This is a genomic window from Mesorhizobium sp. M0292 (genome assembly GCF_040321695.1).
GTDB lineage: Bacteria > Pseudomonadota > Alphaproteobacteria > Rhizobiales > Rhizobiaceae > Mesorhizobium.
The window spans coordinates 1-13,390 of sequence record NZ_JAMYSB010000006.1; the positions used below are offsets into that span (position 1 = coordinate 1).

Sequence of the window (13,390 nt, forward strand, 5' to 3'; positions counted from 1 at the left end):
ACAAGCATCTCAAATCCACCAACATGCTGGAGCGGCTCAACGAGGAAATCCGCCGGCGCACCTATGTCGTGCGCATCTTCCCCAATACCGAAAGCTGCCTGCGCCTGGTCAGGGCGTTGGCCGTCGAGACCAATGAAAACTGGATGGAGGCCAACCGATACATCAACATGGACGACCTGCGCGAGCACAAGAAGCTCGCTCTGCGCCAAGCCGCATGACCAGCATCATGGCCGCCCCATTTTGCAGAACTTGACGCACACAACCTTTTCTCCTTCTTCTGCTTGGCCCTAGGCGTGTTGAGATTCAGGTCAGGCAGAGTCGAAAACGGTGACTTTCGAGAACCGGAGCGGAACGTACTTTCTGTACGTGAGCACCGGAAGCGCAGGAAGGCGCCGTTTGCAGGCCTGCCTCACCTGAATATCGGCGCGCCTAATCGAGCAACACAATCGCCGTCGGCGCATCCTCATGGCTTTCGGCAAGGTCCTCGAATTCGGTGATCTTGTCGATTTCCGTGCCCATGGAAATGTTGGTGACGCGTTCGAGGATGAATTCGAGCACCACCGGCACCTGGTATTCCTTCATCAGCCGCTGCGCTTCCTTGAACGCGCCGGCGAATTCTTCCGGCTTGCGCACCCGCACCGCCTTGCAGCCCATGGCTTCGGCGACCGCGACATGGTCGACGCCGTAGCCGGCCTCCGGATCGTTGGAGCGGTTGACGTTCTCGAAGGCGAGGCTGACCTCGAAATCCATCGCAAAACCGCGCTGCGCCTGGCGGATCAGGCCGAGATAGGCGTTGTTCACGACGACGTGGATATACGGCAGTTTGTGCTGTGCGCCGGCCGCCAGTTCCTCGATCATGAACTGAAAATCATAGTCGCCCGACAGCGCCACGATGGTGCGATCCGGATCGGCGGCGCGCACGCCAAGCGCTGCCGGCAGCGTCCAGCCGAGCGGGCCGGCCTGGCCGCAATTGATCCAGTTGCGCGGCTTGTAGACATGCAGGAACTGCGCCCCGGCGATCTGCGAGAGGCCGATCGTGGTGACGTAGGTGGTGTCACGGCCGAACGCCTTGTTCATCTCCTCATAGACGCGCTGCGGCTTCAGCGGCACCTGCTCGAAATGCGTCTTGCGCTTCATCGCCTTCTTGCGGGCCTGGCATTCCTTCGCCCAGCCCGACCAGTCGCGCAGCTTTCCTGCCGTCTTCCATTCGGTGGCGACGTCGAGCAGCATCTTCAGTGCCGCACCGGCGTCCGAGACGACGCCGAGATCCGGCGCGAACACGCGGCCGATCTGCGTTGGCTCGATATCGACATGAATGAATTTCTTGCCCTTGGTATAGACGTCGACCGAACCGGTGTGACGGTTGGCCCAGCGGTTGCCGATGCCGAAAACGAAGTCGGCTTCCAGCATGGTCGCATTGCCGTAGCGGTGCGAGGTCTGCAGCCCGCACATGCCGGCCATCAGCCGGTGATCGTCGGGGATCGTGCCCCAGCCCATCAATGTCGGTATGACCGGAACGCCGGTGATCTCGGCGAATTCGATCAGGAGATCGGACGCATCGGCATTGATGATGCCACCGCCGGCAACGATCAGCGGCTTTTCCGCGGCATTGAGCATCGCCAAGGCCTTTTCGGCCTGGGCGCGCGACATTCCCGGCTTGAACGGGACAAGCGGCTCGTAGGCATCGATATCGAATTCGATCTCGGCCAGTTGCACATCGACCGGCAGGTCGATGAGCACCGGGCCCGGTCGCGACGAGCGCATGAGATGAAACGACTTCTGCAGCGCCATCGGCACGAGATAGGGCTCCATGACCGTGACCGCCCATTTGGCGACGGGTGCGGCTATGGCGGCGATATCGACCGCCTGGAAATCCTCCTTGTTGAGCCGTGCCCGCGGCGCCTGACCGGTGATGCACAGGATCGGGATCGAGTCCGCCGCCGCCGAATAAAGCCCGGTGATCATATCGGTGCCGGCCGGGCCCGAGGTGCCGATGCACAGCCCGATATTGCCGGATTTGGCTCTCGTGTAGCCTTCGGCCATATGCGAGGCCGCTTCGACGTGACGAGCCAGGATGTGGCGGATCGAGCCCCTCGCCTTCAGCGCCGAATAGAACGGATTGATCGCCGCGCCCGGCACACCGAAGCCGCAGGAAACGCCTTCCTTTTCGAGAACGAGAACGGCTGCATCGACAGCGCGCATCCTGGCCATGTCCAGCCTCCTCAAGATTGTTGGTTGGTTAACAATGCCAGTGTCGTTTTCATTTTTCAATTTTTTCAGAATAATTTTTCATTTCGAGAAAACCGCTTCTATACCCTGATTCCCCTGGCTTTTTCGTTTTTCATGAATCCGGCCATCAAAATCGATGAAAAAGTTTTTCATTGCGATTTCGGCGAAACCGGCGACAATGCCGCCATGGAAACCAGCGAAAAACGCCAGCGCGGCCGGCCGCGCGCTTTCAACGGTCCGTCCGAGGCCGGTTCTGTGCAGTCGCTGGACCGGGCCTTGCGCATCCTGGCCATCGTCGCTGAAGGCAGTGGCCTGTCGCTGAGCGAGATTTCGGCGCGTAGCGAGCTCGCGGCGTCCACCGCCTACCGCATGCTGACGACGCTGCAGAACCACGGCATGGTCGAGTTCGATACATCGGACCAGCTGTGGTCGATCGGCGTCGAGACCTACCGCATGGGTGCCGCCTTCCTGCGCCGCCGCAAGCTTGTCGACCGGGCCCGCGTGGTCATGCAGGAATTGATGGAGAAGACCGGCGAAACCGCCAATCTCGGCGTCGCCGAGGACGATTGCGTCGTTTTCGTCAGCCAGGTCGAGACCCATCAGGCGATCCGCGCCTTCTTCCGCCCGGGCACGCGCAGCTCTTTCCATGCCTCGGGCATCGGCAAGGCGGTGCTGGCGCAGCTCGAGCCGGAACGCGTCGCCGCCATCCTGCGCAAGTCGGGCCTGCAGCGCTTCACCGACAAGACGCTGTCCGACATTTCGGCGCTGGCCCATGACCTGGCTGTCATCAAGCACCGTGGCTGGTCGGTCGACGACGAGGAGCGGCATCCCGGCATGCGCTGCGTGGCCGCCGCCATTTTCAACGAGTTCGGCGAGCCGATCGGCGGTGTCTCGGTCTCCGGACCGACGGTGCGGGTGACGATGGAGCGGCTGGACGAGATCGGGCCGCTGGTGCGCGACGCCGCCGCTGAGGTGACGAGGATGATCGGCGGGTTCCGATTATAATGCGGAGAACGCTTCAGCTTTTGCTCGCCGCTTCACTGTGCGGATGCGTGGCGACGGCGCCCGAACCCGCCCCTGTCTCCCAGCAAGTCAGCGAGATTCCGATCTCGCTCGCTTTGGAGGAGACAATCACGATCGGCATTCGCCAGCATTTGCAGGATCCTGTATCCGCCAAATTCGGGACGATGCGCGCCGGCGAGCGGACGCTCAACGGCCGCCGGGAAATCGTGGTCTGCGGCCATGTCGCCGCGAAGTCATCGTCCGGTGGTCATACAACAGACCAACCGTTCGCCGCCAAGATCTATCCGGATGAAGGAAGCAGCTTCGAACTCATCGCCATGGGCGATCAATCGCTGAATGCGAGCGGTGGTGTTGTCGGCACCTGCCATGCAGCCGGATTACCGATCTCCAAACCGTAGCTGACACTGCCACGCGCTCAAATGTAGGAAAGAGGGGCTGCGTACAGCCCCTCCTTCTTGTGGGGAGCCTCCTCTTAGAGGCGGCAATAGTGGCGGTAGCCGTCATAGCCGACATAGGTGTCGGAGTACGGATCGTAGCTGGCGTAGCGATTGGCGCAGCGGCGGACGTGCCAGGAACCACCCTCGTCGTCGACATAGACGGTGCGGGGCTGCTGGTTGAGCAGGCTGCCGAGCACGAAGCCGCCGACGCCGGCGGCGATGCCGATGCCGATTTCGCGGTTGTGGTGATGGCTGTGGGCGGCCGAGGGCTGGACGGTGCCGACCAGCGAGGTGGCGGCGACGGTGCTGGCGATGAGGGCAGAAGCGATTTTGCGCGTGAACATGACGATCTCCTTGTTTCGTTGCGAGAGGCGATCCATCCGCCTCTTGATCATCTGTCGTTTCGGCGCGGAAAAGGTTCGAAAGAATTTGGGATTTTCTTGAAGGCCGGAAATCAGCCGATGGAAACCAAGATCTGATCGATCGAGCGCTCAACGCAAAAAAGGGCGGCCGAAGCCGCCCTTCCGCGAGGCAGGTCGTCTCGCTCAAAGGAAGATGATCACCTTGCCGTGGTGATGATGATGCTTGTGGTGATGGTGCTTGTGTTGATGGTTCCACCACCAAGAGGGCTTGTCGTGGTGCTTGTGATGGTGGTGATGATGGCTGTGAGCGGAGGACGACTGCACGGTACCGGCGAGCGCGCCGGTGGCGACGAAGATGGCGACCAGGCCCGAAGTAAGACTGCGCTTCAACATGATGATCTCCTTGATCGAGGCGACCATTCGCCTCTGGAGATCAGTCGCGGTGACGTGGTGAAAGGTTCGAGGTTTTGAGCGAGTAGTGAGTAGTCAATGGTCCGAAAGGCGTTCGCCCATTCACCATTCACCATTCATCCCCATCCCAGTCACATGCCGCAGCCAAAACGCCATCGCGATAAAACCGACGATGGCGGCGATGCCGGTCCAGTCGACATTGGCGCTCTTCACGTCCCTGATGAGCTTTACCGCAAGCAGCCAGGCAATGACGACAAGCGGCAGGATGATGACAAGTCTGATCATGCGACACCCCGTTCGATGCGTTTGCACCTGAGAGATATGTAGGGATCGCATTGGCGGTTTTCAGCATGGCGGCCCGCCCACCTCGGCGGGGTCCATTAGCGATCGAAAACGGAGTTTTGTCTTTACTGGCGCACGAAATATGCTAACCGGAGCGCCGTGCCCTTGTAGCTCAGCTGGTAGAGCAGCGGTTTTGTAAACCGAAGGTCGGCGGTTCGATTCCGTCCGGGGGCACCAGCAAAATCAAGCACTTACCATGCCCTTCCCTACCGTCAGCCTGATGACATTTAGCTTTTGGGTAACGTTTCGGGTAACAGATCCAGCAAAAAGCCCGCCACCTCTCGGCAGCGGGCTAATCCTGCAAATTTGCAGCTTTTTGTTCAGGCGGCGGCCTTGCGCTCGTCCATCAGCTTCTGGTGGCAAGCCGCAGCGGTTTCGGTCAACCGCTCTGTCAAGTCTCTGGCTATCCAAAGCAGATGCTGGACCTGCTGCATGGTCTTATCGTCTGAGCCCGCGTCGGAGACTGTGACGATCGTGCTGATGAGCGTCGACAGATTCGTGATGTCGCCCTCTAGGTCGTTCAGGTTGTCGCTCGGGCCGCTCATGCCTGCACCTTTGGGCCGTAGTTGAGGCGGAAACGCTCCTCGGCCATGAGGACGCTTTTGTGGTTACTGGTGGCAGACGGGCCGATGCGAAACCAGCGCTCGCCTTTACGGTCATGCTCTGGCGCGCGCCGGACGAAGATCTGCTTCACCTCGCCCCATTCGTAGGGGGATGCATACCAGCCATCGCCCTCGTACTTCGTCGTCGTGCGGAACGCTGCGATCAGAACACCGCATTGCTTGTCGCCGTTGGTGCTGACGGTCCAGTTGTAGATGTTCGGATCGAGCGCTTCGGCGGCGGCCCTCAGTTCGGCTACAGCAGCCTGGAAGCGTTCGACGGGAGTCTGATCGGCCAACGCGGCGTTTGCCGCTGCAGCGCTACCTACGGCCGGGAGGGAGGCGATTGCGCCAAGCGCGGCGCGGCGGGAAAATCTTCCAAGGAAGGCAGCGGGCATAGCTTCGCCGGCAGCCGGAACAAGCGTGTTCGGCATTGTAAATCCCCTTTGGGTTCGATATGCTGTTTACAAGGTAAACATGCCATTGCCTGTATACAGTGTCAACAGGTGCGGGAATGATCACGCCATCACAGTGCCGAATGGCTAGAGCCGCGCTTCAGATTGGCGTGCGCCAACTGGCTCACAAAGCCGGCATCTCATCCATGACGGTTACTCGCTTCGAAAACGGCCATTCTGCCGGCGCACCTGAGACGGTCGCCGCATTGCGTGCTGCCCTCGAAGCTGCCGGCGTCGAGTTCATCCCCGAGAACGGCGGCGGCGCCGGGGTGAGGTTGCGGAAACAAAATGGCTGAAAGACCAGTTTCAACCTGCGAGTCGCTAGGGGCTTTTTTTGTGTCCCCCGCAGCAACCAGCCGTTTACTCAGCGCTAGCACCCTTTGGCTCCGGCGTGATCTCCTCGACCTGCGCGTTTTCGCCGATCTCTCTCGCCCAGGCCAAGGCTTTGGCCTTGTCGTTGGTCGTAAGCACCGTTCGCCAGTTCGCCGCTTCAAACACGCTCACAACGTAGGTTGTCACCGTCTCGTCGACCATGCTCCACCTTTGCCTACTTCATAAAGGTGTGGTGCCTTCATGCGGGGAGATAGAGCCCCCGCATCTGCCTAAGATACGAGCATATTAGCAATCACGCAATTAACCATGTGGCGCTGCCCGGTCGAAACTCAGGCAAGGCCCTCTTGAAGGCTCAAACGAGAGGACAAGCTAATACCGTTGAGAGGCGCGGGCATGGACGACGGTATGGGCGAGCATCTTGGGGTTTTCGACCTTGACGCTTTGCGCAAGGCTTTCCTCGAGTTCGTAGAAGAGCATAAAACCACGGATCATCCTGAGTGGGGCGAACTCGCCAAGCTGTTCCTTGAACAACAAAGGGATCGCTACCGGCGAGCGCCGACCCTACCCAGCCGTTAGAGGTGGACGCACCAGCGCTGTGACCGGACCGGCGCAGAAGCCATGACCAGAACAAACCGGACGTGTGGCGCCCTATTCCGCGCCGTTGGCTTTGGAATGGCGGTGGCGGGTTAGCGTAGATCTGCCCCCGCGATGCGCCGCGTGAATGCCCGCTCGACTCCAGCAACAGCCTCATCCTTCGTTTCGACTGTTCCGTGCGCGCCGCCGTCATGGCACGTCCAGAACCAAGTGCCTGCGGCTGGGCCGTGCATCCTCTTCATGATGCGGCCGACCTTTTCCTGCTGAAACGCTGCGGTGAAATCGAAGGGCGCCGTCTGCCCTCCTATGACGGTCCGCGACCAGGCCAGCCACACGCGAGCACCCCGGCCGAGCACAAACTTGAAAGCCTCATCCTGTTTCTCGAACGTCTGGAGGATCGCGCTTCCGTCGAGGACCTGAAAGCCGATTTGATAGGCGAAGCGGACGGTAAGGCGATCTGCTGCTGGCATGGCTCCGATATAGCGTTCAATCTTCCTCGCGGAAATCCTGCAGCGAGGCATGGCGCAGGTCTTCTTCGCCGCGCAGGTGCTTCACGCGGCCAATGAGCCCCGGTTTGACCCATTGCGTTGCCGGTCGCTTCATTCCCTTCGGTGCCGGCCCAGCGTGCTCCTGGACGCGCTTCCATAGCCGTTCGCGAATTGCGCGGCTGGAGTTGATGAACGCCGAGCCGACATACTGCCCGGTCTTCCGATCGGCCATCAGCGCGAATGCAGGCTTGCCCGGCTCCCGCTCGATGCCGAGCAAATCGTATTCTTGCACCATGTAGCTCTTGATCTTCAGCCAGGCTGTCGACCGACCGCTGCGGTAGTTGCTGTCACGGCGTTTCGAAACCATGCCCTCGATGCCGGCTTCATCGATCAGGTGGAAGATGGCTTTTGCGTCACCGGGCAGCGCCTGACTGAATTGAATGCGAATGTTGGCGGGGATCATGCTCTCAAGGATCTCGCGCCGTTCCTGCAGGGCCATGTCGCGCAGATCGTGGCCGTTGAGGTGGAGGAGATCGAAGGCAACGAAGTAGAGGTCGTGCTGCCGGCGTGTGATCGCCTTGCGCAGTTCGCCGAAGTCCGACAGGCCAGCATCATTCAAGACGACGATCTCGCCGTCTATGATTGCGCTCTGGGCGCCGAGCTCCGCGCTTGCCGCCACGATGTCGCGGTATTTGGTTGTCCAGTCGAGGCCACGACGGGTGTAGATCCGCGTCCCGTTCTCGTCGATGATCATCTGCGAACGGTAGCCGTCAAACTTCACCTCATGAGTCCATCCATCGCCCTCGGGAGGCTTCTCCACCAAGGTCGGCATTAACGGCTCGATGAACTTCAAACGCATGCACTGACCCACACCCGGCGATTCAAGCCGCGAGCCCGAAATCGGTTCCGGAACATTTTAGACGAATTGCATGTTTGAAGAGTTATGAAGATTGAAGCCGACGAATGCCGGTCAGGCAATCTCCCACTTCGGCGCCGGCCATTTTCATTGCACCCCGCGCGGGAGCCGCCTTGGCTGACGTCCATTAGCTCCCGCTCATCTTGACCCCGGGCGCAATGTATTGTCCGTATATGAACTCGACGAGTGAGGGCACTGCATCGCCATGTAGGCGGTCGGCCCCCGCGGCTGTCGAGCGATGTTTGAGGGAGCAGCGCATTGTTCGTCGATTACTACGAACTCTTGGAGATCAGCCCAAACGCCAACTCGGAGACACTTGAGCGAATATTCCGCTACTTTGCGATGCGCTATCATCCCGACAATCAGCAAACTGGAAACGAAGCCCGCTTCAGCGAAATAGTAGAAGCACACAACGTCTTGAGGGATCCCGTTAAGCGCGCCCAGTACGATATCTCCTATCGAGAGCATGCCGGTGAGCGGCTTAAATTGGTCGAGGAGGCAAGCGACCCCAAAGGGGTCGAGAAGGACGCTTTGGTCCAGGCCAAACTGCTTTCGCTGCTCTATGTGAAGCGCCGCCAGGATGTCGGCAATCCGGGCATTGGCGACGTCGAAATCGAACGGTTGTTAGGCTGTCCACCAGAGCATCTGGAGTTTCATCTCTGGTACATGAAGGCGAAGGGGTGGATTGCAAGAATTGAGAACGGGACAATCGCGATCACGGTTGAAGGCGTCGATCGCGCCGATTCCGAACTGCGTCGCGATACCAGCACTCGGCTCCTGAGTAGAGACTAGAGAGGGTATCTGCCCAAGATTCCGCAAGGCTCCAGGGGAGCCTCGCGCGTCATGTGGCTCCGGTTCCCGATTGCCGCGCTGCCCTGGCTCTGGACCTAACACTTTAGCGGTAGAGCTGTGCCTCGTTGCGGAAATGCTTTGTCGACAAGGCTGTTGTTGGCAAACCCGCCATCGATTGCGGCTGGTGAAGCTCTAGCTTTCCCGACCTTACCGCCCTAACGGCTGCTTCGAAAGCGAGAGAAGTTCGGCCTCATCTTTTATCCCGGCCATGTAGTTGGCAATGATCCGAGAAGCCAACCGGCCCTGCGCATCAGGTGATTGGTCGTCGACCAGTTTAAGCTGCTCGAAAACGCGCCCTAGCAAGGCCAATTCGGCAGGCTTAAAAATCCCGGCATCCACGGCTTTTCGTCTGATGGGCATGACTGGTGTTCTTCCCTCACAGTCTCAAGCCGCCAACCTGAAATCGGTTCCGGAACATTTTAGCTAAAGTGAATGTTTCAATGGTTATGAAGATCGAAGCCGCTGAATGCCGGGCAGCGTTGACGCTCATCCGGCGCACAATCGAGGATCACTGCCCGCCCGGCGTGCTGCCCAGCGAGGAAGCTGTGAATGGTCTCTATGGGCCGGGGCTCATGGATGAGGCGGAAGCACTGGCGGCTGCCATCGTCGCAACAATCGACCAGATGCAACTGCGCGTGATGACGAAACCGCCGTCGCCTAGTATCAAATAGAGGCCGACACAGGGGAAATCGCCAGCGCCGTGAGAAAAATAACGGGATATATCTGGCAAAGGACAAGTCTACAAACTGAGAGCAGGCTGAGTTTCTCGCAGGATTTACCAGATTTGTTCTCTACTCTTGCGCCGATTTCAACTTTGGGAGATGCTAGCTCAGCCTTGGGAGGGCTGGGGGATGAAAATAGCAGCATTGATGGCACTTGGTGCCGCGGCAACGCTATGCGGTTGCCAAACAAGCAATCAAGCCGACTACATGCAAATAGGCTACGGGCCTAGTTTCGAGGTCGCGCACGCTCAGTGCGAGATGCGGAAAGGATCAGTGGACCAAGGTTATCTTGCGATCGGATCGCCGGCCTTTGTTGCGGGGGCTGGGATCGGCAATGCGCTGGGCAATTTGGCGGCTGAAGACCAGTATATGAAGAATTGCCTTATCCTGAGCGGATGGAAGCGTGCCCCACATGGCCAAAGTGCCGCCGCTGCGACCGCCGTTGCTTCTGGTACTACGCCGACACCCTACGGGATACAACGGGCACCTGGCAGCTGGATCAATACGGCACTGCTTGATTGGTCCGACGCAAATAAGAAATGCGTCGCCGGCGACAAGGCCGCCTGTGGAACGCGGGCGAATCTCGGAGCGCAACTGAGAGCCGCCGGCATAAGCCCGGCCCCGGTCTAGGGGTCATGGAGCGGAACCTGGCGGTCTGCGTTAGCATCATTCTGACACTGAGCGGATGCGCAGCGGACTATCTCAATCACTACGACAGCGTGACGCTCGCCGCCGGCGACGCCTACCGTGCCAACAGCCTTGCCCAGACCATCGACCCGCTCAATCCGAACAGTCAGAACACGCACATCGAGGGCGACGGCCACCGCATTGCTGGTATCGTCCAACAATATCGGGGACCGGCCAATGCCGCCCCAGCCGGGGGGAACTGTCCGAAGGACGGCAGCATAGCGGCCGATGGTTCGCGATGCGGCGGGCGCTCCGCTGAAAGCCGTCCCGGTGGAGCAATGTGATGAGCTTCCGATTTCGTCGTAGCTTCAAGATCGCCCCAGGCCTCAGGCTAAACGTTGGCAGGAAAAGCTTGAGTGTTCGGGCCGGAATCAAAGGTTTTGGGCTGACGTCGGGAACAGCCGGCAGCCGTATTAGCGGCGGGATTCCCGGCACGGGGCTTAGCTACACGAAAAGCATGAAGGGCCAAGGTTCTGCACCAGTGTTGGAAGCGGATGCGGCCGAGACACCTAAACCCCGGAGTCTTTTGGTCCGCCTGTTTGTCGGAGCGTTCGAGGTGGTGGCAGGCATATTGCTCCTCGGCCTGCTCGCAAGATTGTTGGGATATTGACGGGGTCGCAAGCGTGGACAAATACCGATACGACAATCGTTCTGATCACTGGCGAAAGCGGACTGGTGCCAAGCACAGCCGTGCGCGCCGATTGGCGAGCGTGCCGCTGCGCCTGATCTTTGTGACTGTGGTTGCCGCTGGCGCGCTGGTCGCGCAGACCGCCATCCAGCACAGCGAAAGTTTGCAAGAGATCAATGCATCGAACTGGTTCGGCTCGAAGCCGGCGCCGATCGCCGGCGTTGCATCGGTCATTGATGGCGACACGATCGAAATCCACGGCCAGCGCATCCGCTTCAACGGCATCGATGCACCCGAGAGCAAGCAGTATTGCGATGACGCCAAGGGGTTCGAATATCCTTGCGGCCGACGAGCAGCACAGGCGCTCGACAGATTCCTAGCGACCTCCAAGCCCGTGCAGTGCTCCTTTGTCTCCTGGGACCGCTATGGCCGCTTCGTAGGCGATTGCAGGCGTGCTGACGGCACCAGCGTGGCCTCATGGATGGTCGAGCACGGTCAGGCCTTGGATTGGCCCCGCTACAGCCGCGGAGCCTATGCAGGGCAGCAGGCGAAAGCCGAGGCGGCGAACGTCGGTCTGTGGGTCGGAAAGTTTCAGGCGCCCTGGGATTGGCGTGCAGGGCATGCGGATAAGGCACCAGCGATCAGCCAACCGCTAGGGATCATCAACAACCGAGTGGCACAAAGCTACTCCTGCCAACCGCGGCGAACGTGCCCGCAGATCAGTTCGTGCGATGAAGCAAATTGGTATCTGGCCAACTGCTCTTGGGGCGGCAAGCTCGATCGCGATAAGGACGGCATCCCTTGCGAGAGTCTATGCTGAGTGTCTTTCGAAAGAGTGCAATGCGAGCGCTATTACCTTGGAGAGTGCATCAGTTCGGTTCAGCCATGAGTCATCCCGAGAACGGCGGCGGCGCCGACGTAAGGATGGCGAAGCGAAACCCGTGAGCAAAGAGGCGGCTGAAGACGACAGGAACGAGCGGACAAATCCGATCGGCCTCTACAACTATGCTGTTTCATACCATGAAGCAGCGCGCGCTCTGGGGAATGTCAAAGCCAAAACGACGCACCCGGATTCGCCTATCTACTTTTTGCACTATCACGCAGTAGAGCTATTTCTGAAATCGTACCTGAGATTAAAGGGCGTTTCGGTCACTGAGCTTGCGAGCAACAAATTCGGCCACAAGGCCGGTCGCCTCGGAAACCGGGCCGCTGAGCTTGGGCTTTTCCTGTCAGTTGAGGACATTGAAATCCTAAGAATAATGGCGGAAACCGACATCGTGATCCGTGCGCGGTACATAAGCACTGGGCGTTTTTCGATACCCTCTTTGGATGCCGTTGACCGGACGTGTCAAAGCCTGCGTGAGTCGGTGTGCCAGGCTATAAAACAGACCGGTACCTTTGTTCGATCGTAAAGCGCGCTCGCTAGGCTGCACCCGGGGGCGCCCCCGCTTGCGCGCGCGCCGCGTTTGCGCAATTGTTGGCCGGGGAAATAAACGGGAGGGGTTTTACTATGCCGCATATAGAACGCATCGAGAAACGCAAGCGCGGTTTCTTCGGCATGATTTTCTGGTGGATGTTCCTGGCCTTCAACGCGCTAATGGGACTGTGGGTATTCTACGCCATCAAGATTTCCAGCGAGCACTATCAAGCCACCTCAGATGCGGCCGGACAGGCTGGCACTGCCATCGGCGGGACACTCGCGGTCGGCATGCTGCTTTGGCTTTGGGTGTTCGGCGACATCATTCTGGGTTTGCTGGTCGCGCTCTCCCGCGGGAAGAAAGTCACGATTGAGCGGACCGTCGCCTGAATGCAGTACGAAAAATGGGAAGTCCTCACGCCCGGCCAAAGAATGCTGCGAAAGGCGGTCTATCTGGTCCCGGGAGCTCTGGTTGTAGCTGGTCAGATAATCGCCCTCGTTTTAATGAACATCGGCTTCGACAAGGTGCCGCTCAGCGTCATATTGGCGGGAGCGGCCGTCGTTTTGTTGGCTGGGTTCTCGATCTTTATCATGCTCTGCATCTTGGCCTACTGGACGAGAGAGCACCGCCGATGGCTGTATGGCTTGCTGGAGATCTTCTTTGCCCTCGTCTTGCTGGTCGTGACCGTCTATCAGTCGATGAGAGGGGTGCCTGTACCGCAGGGCTGGTCGTTTCCTCTCGTGGCCGACCTCTCGAAATATGCCGCCAGCCTCTACGTCATGGTGCGTGGATTCGATAACATCGGCCAGGGCTTGAAAGACGATCCAGTCTGGGGCCGCAGGTGGCGTTGGTTCAGCCTTCAAAAGGTCGACCCATAAGGGCCGCCAGCGCGCG

General features: G+C 59.5%; 24 protein-coding genes and 1 tRNA gene. 15 read left to right on the forward strand and 10 right to left on the reverse strand.

Annotated elements, in window-relative coordinates; genetic code table 11:
- Positions 1–218: IS256 family transposase (locus tag NKI96_RS11000; RefSeq protein WP_023690563.1), on the forward strand; the 218-nt coding region annotated here is incomplete at its 5' end.
- Positions 219–429: 211 nt separating this feature from the next.
- Here NKI96_RS11000 and gcl read toward each other — a convergent pair.
- Entirely contained in the window at positions 430–2,211 is a 1,782-nt protein-coding gene (gcl, locus tag NKI96_RS11005; protein ID WP_352804301.1) for a glyoxylate carboligase, read from the reverse strand.
- Between the two features lie 204 nt (positions 2,212–2,415).
- Here gcl and bhcR point away from each other — a divergent pair, with 204 nt between their 5' ends.
- Entirely contained in the window at positions 2,416–3,234 is an 819-nt protein-coding gene (gene bhcR, locus NKI96_RS11010; RefSeq protein WP_023681470.1) for an HTH-type transcriptional regulator BhcR, read from the forward strand.
- Positions 3,235–3,281: 47 nt separating this feature from the next.
- Positions 3,282–3,650 carry a hypothetical protein gene (locus NKI96_RS11015; protein ID WP_245261846.1) on the forward strand — a complete coding sequence of 123 codons (369 nt, stop codon included), beginning with the start codon at positions 3,282–3,284 and terminating at the stop codon, positions 3,648–3,650.
- Between the two features lie 74 nt (positions 3,651–3,724).
- On the opposite strand, the gene NKI96_RS11020 is transcribed toward NKI96_RS11015, so the two are convergent.
- The 3 genes from NKI96_RS11020 to NKI96_RS11030 all read right to left on the reverse strand — a co-directional run bounded on the left by NKI96_RS11020 (position 3,725) and on the right by NKI96_RS11030 (position 4,747).
- Positions 3,725–4,033 carry a BA14K family protein gene (locus NKI96_RS11020; RefSeq protein WP_023667455.1) on the reverse strand — a complete coding sequence of 103 codons (309 nt, stop codon included), beginning with the start codon at positions 4,031–4,033 and terminating at the stop codon, positions 3,725–3,727.
- 201 nt (positions 4,034–4,234) lie between these two features.
- A complete protein-coding gene (locus NKI96_RS11025) occupies positions 4,235–4,444 on the reverse strand; it encodes a hypothetical protein (RefSeq protein WP_023688402.1) in 210 nt (69 codons plus the stop codon).
- Positions 4,445–4,564: 120 nt separating this feature from the next.
- On the reverse strand, positions 4,565–4,747 hold the full coding sequence (locus NKI96_RS11030) for a hypothetical protein (protein WP_023667458.1): 183 nt from the start codon (positions 4,745–4,747) through the stop codon (positions 4,565–4,567).
- A gap of 158 nt (positions 4,748–4,905) precedes the next feature.
- Here NKI96_RS11030 and NKI96_RS11035 point away from each other — a divergent pair.
- Positions 4,906–4,981: transfer RNA gene (locus tag NKI96_RS11035), tRNA-Thr, on the forward strand.
- A 143-nt stretch (positions 4,982–5,124) separates the two neighbouring features.
- Here NKI96_RS11035 and NKI96_RS11040 read toward each other — a convergent pair.
- Positions 5,125–5,349, reverse strand: coding sequence for a hypothetical protein (locus tag NKI96_RS11040; protein ID WP_352804305.1), 225 nt, complete (start codon positions 5,347–5,349; stop codon positions 5,125–5,127).
- Complete coding sequence (locus NKI96_RS11045; protein WP_352804307.1) at positions 5,346–5,837, reverse strand: hypothetical protein; 492 nt, start codon at positions 5,835–5,837, stop codon at positions 5,346–5,348. Before NKI96_RS11045 ends, NKI96_RS11040 begins: the two co-directional genes overlap by 4 nt.
- Before the next feature lie 80 nt (positions 5,838–5,917).
- Here NKI96_RS11045 and NKI96_RS11050 point away from each other — a divergent pair, with 80 nt between their 5' ends.
- On the forward strand, positions 5,918–6,154 hold the full coding sequence (locus tag NKI96_RS11050) for a helix-turn-helix domain-containing protein (protein WP_352768885.1): 237 nt from the start codon (positions 5,918–5,920) through the stop codon (positions 6,152–6,154).
- A 64-nt stretch (positions 6,155–6,218) separates the two neighbouring features.
- Here the strand turns inward: NKI96_RS11050 and NKI96_RS11055 are convergent, their stop codons facing one another.
- Complete coding sequence (locus NKI96_RS11055) at positions 6,219–6,392, reverse strand: hypothetical protein (RefSeq protein ID WP_352804310.1); 174 nt, start codon at positions 6,390–6,392, stop codon at positions 6,219–6,221.
- 192 nt (positions 6,393–6,584) lie between these two features.
- Between NKI96_RS11055 and NKI96_RS11060 the strand changes: the two genes are divergently transcribed.
- The gene (locus tag NKI96_RS11060) at positions 6,585–6,767 is read left to right on the forward strand and encodes a hypothetical protein (protein WP_352804312.1); all 183 of its coding nucleotides are present in this window, start codon (positions 6,585–6,587) and stop codon (positions 6,765–6,767) included.
- 110 nt (positions 6,768–6,877) lie between these two features.
- Here the strand turns inward: NKI96_RS11060 and NKI96_RS11065 are convergent, their stop codons facing one another.
- Positions 6,878–7,255, reverse strand: a complete 378-nt coding sequence (locus tag NKI96_RS11065) for a hypothetical protein (RefSeq protein WP_352804314.1) — start codon at positions 7,253–7,255, stop codon at positions 6,878–6,880.
- A 16-nt stretch (positions 7,256–7,271) separates the two neighbouring features.
- The gene (locus NKI96_RS11070; RefSeq protein WP_352804316.1) at positions 7,272–8,132 is read right to left on the reverse strand and encodes an ATP-dependent DNA ligase; all 861 of its coding nucleotides are present in this window, start codon (positions 8,130–8,132) and stop codon (positions 7,272–7,274) included.
- Between the two features lie 315 nt (positions 8,133–8,447).
- On the opposite strand from NKI96_RS11070, the gene NKI96_RS11075 reads away from it, so the two are divergent.
- Positions 8,448–8,981, forward strand: coding sequence for a J domain-containing protein (locus tag NKI96_RS11075; RefSeq protein ID WP_023749100.1), 534 nt, complete (start codon positions 8,448–8,450; stop codon positions 8,979–8,981).
- A gap of 207 nt (positions 8,982–9,188) precedes the next feature.
- Here the strand turns inward: NKI96_RS11075 and NKI96_RS11080 are convergent, their stop codons facing one another.
- Entirely contained in the window at positions 9,189–9,401 is a 213-nt protein-coding gene (locus tag NKI96_RS11080; RefSeq protein WP_023713651.1) for a hypothetical protein, read from the reverse strand.
- An 80-nt stretch (positions 9,402–9,481) separates the two neighbouring features.
- Between NKI96_RS11080 and NKI96_RS11085 the strand changes: the two genes are divergently transcribed.
- The 8 genes from NKI96_RS11085 to NKI96_RS11120 all read left to right on the forward strand — a co-directional run bounded on the left by NKI96_RS11085 (position 9,482) and on the right by NKI96_RS11120 (position 13,374).
- Positions 9,482–9,712, forward strand: a complete 231-nt coding sequence (locus tag NKI96_RS11085) for a hypothetical protein (RefSeq protein ID WP_352804321.1) — start codon at positions 9,482–9,484, stop codon at positions 9,710–9,712.
- 180 nt (positions 9,713–9,892) lie between these two features.
- Positions 9,893–10,393 carry a hypothetical protein gene (locus NKI96_RS11090; RefSeq protein ID WP_352804324.1) on the forward strand — a complete coding sequence of 167 codons (501 nt, stop codon included), beginning with the start codon at positions 9,893–9,895 and terminating at the stop codon, positions 10,391–10,393.
- A 5-nt stretch (positions 10,394–10,398) separates the two neighbouring features.
- Complete coding sequence (locus NKI96_RS11095; protein WP_352804327.1) at positions 10,399–10,734, forward strand: hypothetical protein; 336 nt, start codon at positions 10,399–10,401, stop codon at positions 10,732–10,734.
- Positions 10,734–11,060, forward strand: a complete 327-nt coding sequence (locus NKI96_RS11100; protein WP_352804329.1) for a DUF4236 domain-containing protein — start codon at positions 10,734–10,736, stop codon at positions 11,058–11,060. Before NKI96_RS11095 ends, NKI96_RS11100 begins: the two co-directional genes overlap by 1 nt.
- A gap of 13 nt (positions 11,061–11,073) precedes the next feature.
- Positions 11,074–11,898, forward strand: coding sequence for a thermonuclease family protein (locus NKI96_RS11105; protein ID WP_352804332.1), 825 nt, complete (start codon positions 11,074–11,076; stop codon positions 11,896–11,898).
- Between the two features lie 121 nt (positions 11,899–12,019).
- Positions 12,020–12,490 carry a HEPN domain-containing protein gene (locus NKI96_RS11110; RefSeq protein WP_352804335.1) on the forward strand — a complete coding sequence of 157 codons (471 nt, stop codon included), beginning with the start codon at positions 12,020–12,022 and terminating at the stop codon, positions 12,488–12,490.
- A gap of 98 nt (positions 12,491–12,588) precedes the next feature.
- Positions 12,589–12,885, forward strand: coding sequence for a hypothetical protein (locus tag NKI96_RS11115; RefSeq protein ID WP_352804338.1), 297 nt, complete (start codon positions 12,589–12,591; stop codon positions 12,883–12,885).
- Positions 12,886–13,374, forward strand: coding sequence for a hypothetical protein (locus NKI96_RS11120; RefSeq protein WP_352804341.1), 489 nt, complete (start codon positions 12,886–12,888; stop codon positions 13,372–13,374). It abuts the gene before it with no gap.
- The last annotated feature ends 16 nt before the right edge of the window (positions 13,375–13,390 follow it).

Bases quoted from the DNA above. Each gene is read 5' to 3' on its own strand.
- bhcR (WP_023681470.1), top strand. From the start codon at position 2,416: ATGGAAACCAGCGAAAAACGCCAGCGCGGCCGGCCGCGCGCTTTCAAC.
- NKI96_RS11080 (WP_023713651.1), bottom strand. From the start codon at position 9,401: ATGCCCATCAGACGAAAAGCCGTGGATGCCGGGATTTTTAAGCCTGCC.
- NKI96_RS11050 (WP_352768885.1), top strand. From the start codon at position 5,918: ATGATCACGCCATCACAGTGCCGAATGGCTAGAGCCGCGCTTCAGATT.
- NKI96_RS11100 (WP_352804329.1), top strand. From the start codon at position 10,734: ATGAGCTTCCGATTTCGTCGTAGCTTCAAGATCGCCCCAGGCCTCAGG.
- NKI96_RS11030 (WP_023667458.1), bottom strand. From the start codon at position 4,747: ATGATCAGACTTGTCATCATCCTGCCGCTTGTCGTCATTGCCTGGCTG.
- gcl (WP_352804301.1), bottom strand. From the start codon at position 2,211: ATGGCCAGGATGCGCGCTGTCGATGCAGCCGTTCTCGTTCTCGAAAAG.
- NKI96_RS11115 (WP_352804338.1), top strand. From the start codon at position 12,589: ATGCCGCATATAGAACGCATCGAGAAACGCAAGCGCGGTTTCTTCGGC.
- NKI96_RS11025 (WP_023688402.1), bottom strand. From the start codon at position 4,444: ATGTTGAAGCGCAGTCTTACTTCGGGCCTGGTCGCCATCTTCGTCGCC.
- NKI96_RS11095 (WP_352804327.1), top strand. From the start codon at position 10,399: ATGGAGCGGAACCTGGCGGTCTGCGTTAGCATCATTCTGACACTGAGC.
- NKI96_RS11060 (WP_352804312.1), top strand. From the start codon at position 6,585: ATGGACGACGGTATGGGCGAGCATCTTGGGGTTTTCGACCTTGACGCT.
- NKI96_RS11090 (WP_352804324.1), top strand. From the start codon at position 9,893: ATGAAAATAGCAGCATTGATGGCACTTGGTGCCGCGGCAACGCTATGC.
- NKI96_RS11055 (WP_352804310.1), bottom strand. From the start codon at position 6,392: ATGGTCGACGAGACGGTGACAACCTACGTTGTGAGCGTGTTTGAAGCG.
- NKI96_RS11040 (WP_352804305.1), bottom strand. From the start codon at position 5,349: ATGAGCGGCCCGAGCGACAACCTGAACGACCTAGAGGGCGACATCACG.
- NKI96_RS11085 (WP_352804321.1), top strand. From the start codon at position 9,482: ATGGTTATGAAGATCGAAGCCGCTGAATGCCGGGCAGCGTTGACGCTC.
- NKI96_RS11045 (WP_352804307.1), bottom strand. From the start codon at position 5,837: ATGCCGAACACGCTTGTTCCGGCTGCCGGCGAAGCTATGCCCGCTGCC.
- NKI96_RS11020 (WP_023667455.1), bottom strand. From the start codon at position 4,033: ATGTTCACGCGCAAAATCGCTTCTGCCCTCATCGCCAGCACCGTCGCC.
- NKI96_RS11120 (WP_352804341.1), top strand. From the start codon at position 12,886: ATGCAGTACGAAAAATGGGAAGTCCTCACGCCCGGCCAAAGAATGCTG.
- NKI96_RS11065 (WP_352804314.1), bottom strand. From the start codon at position 7,255: ATGCCAGCAGCAGATCGCCTTACCGTCCGCTTCGCCTATCAAATCGGC.
- NKI96_RS11070 (WP_352804316.1), bottom strand. From the start codon at position 8,132: ATGCGTTTGAAGTTCATCGAGCCGTTAATGCCGACCTTGGTGGAGAAG.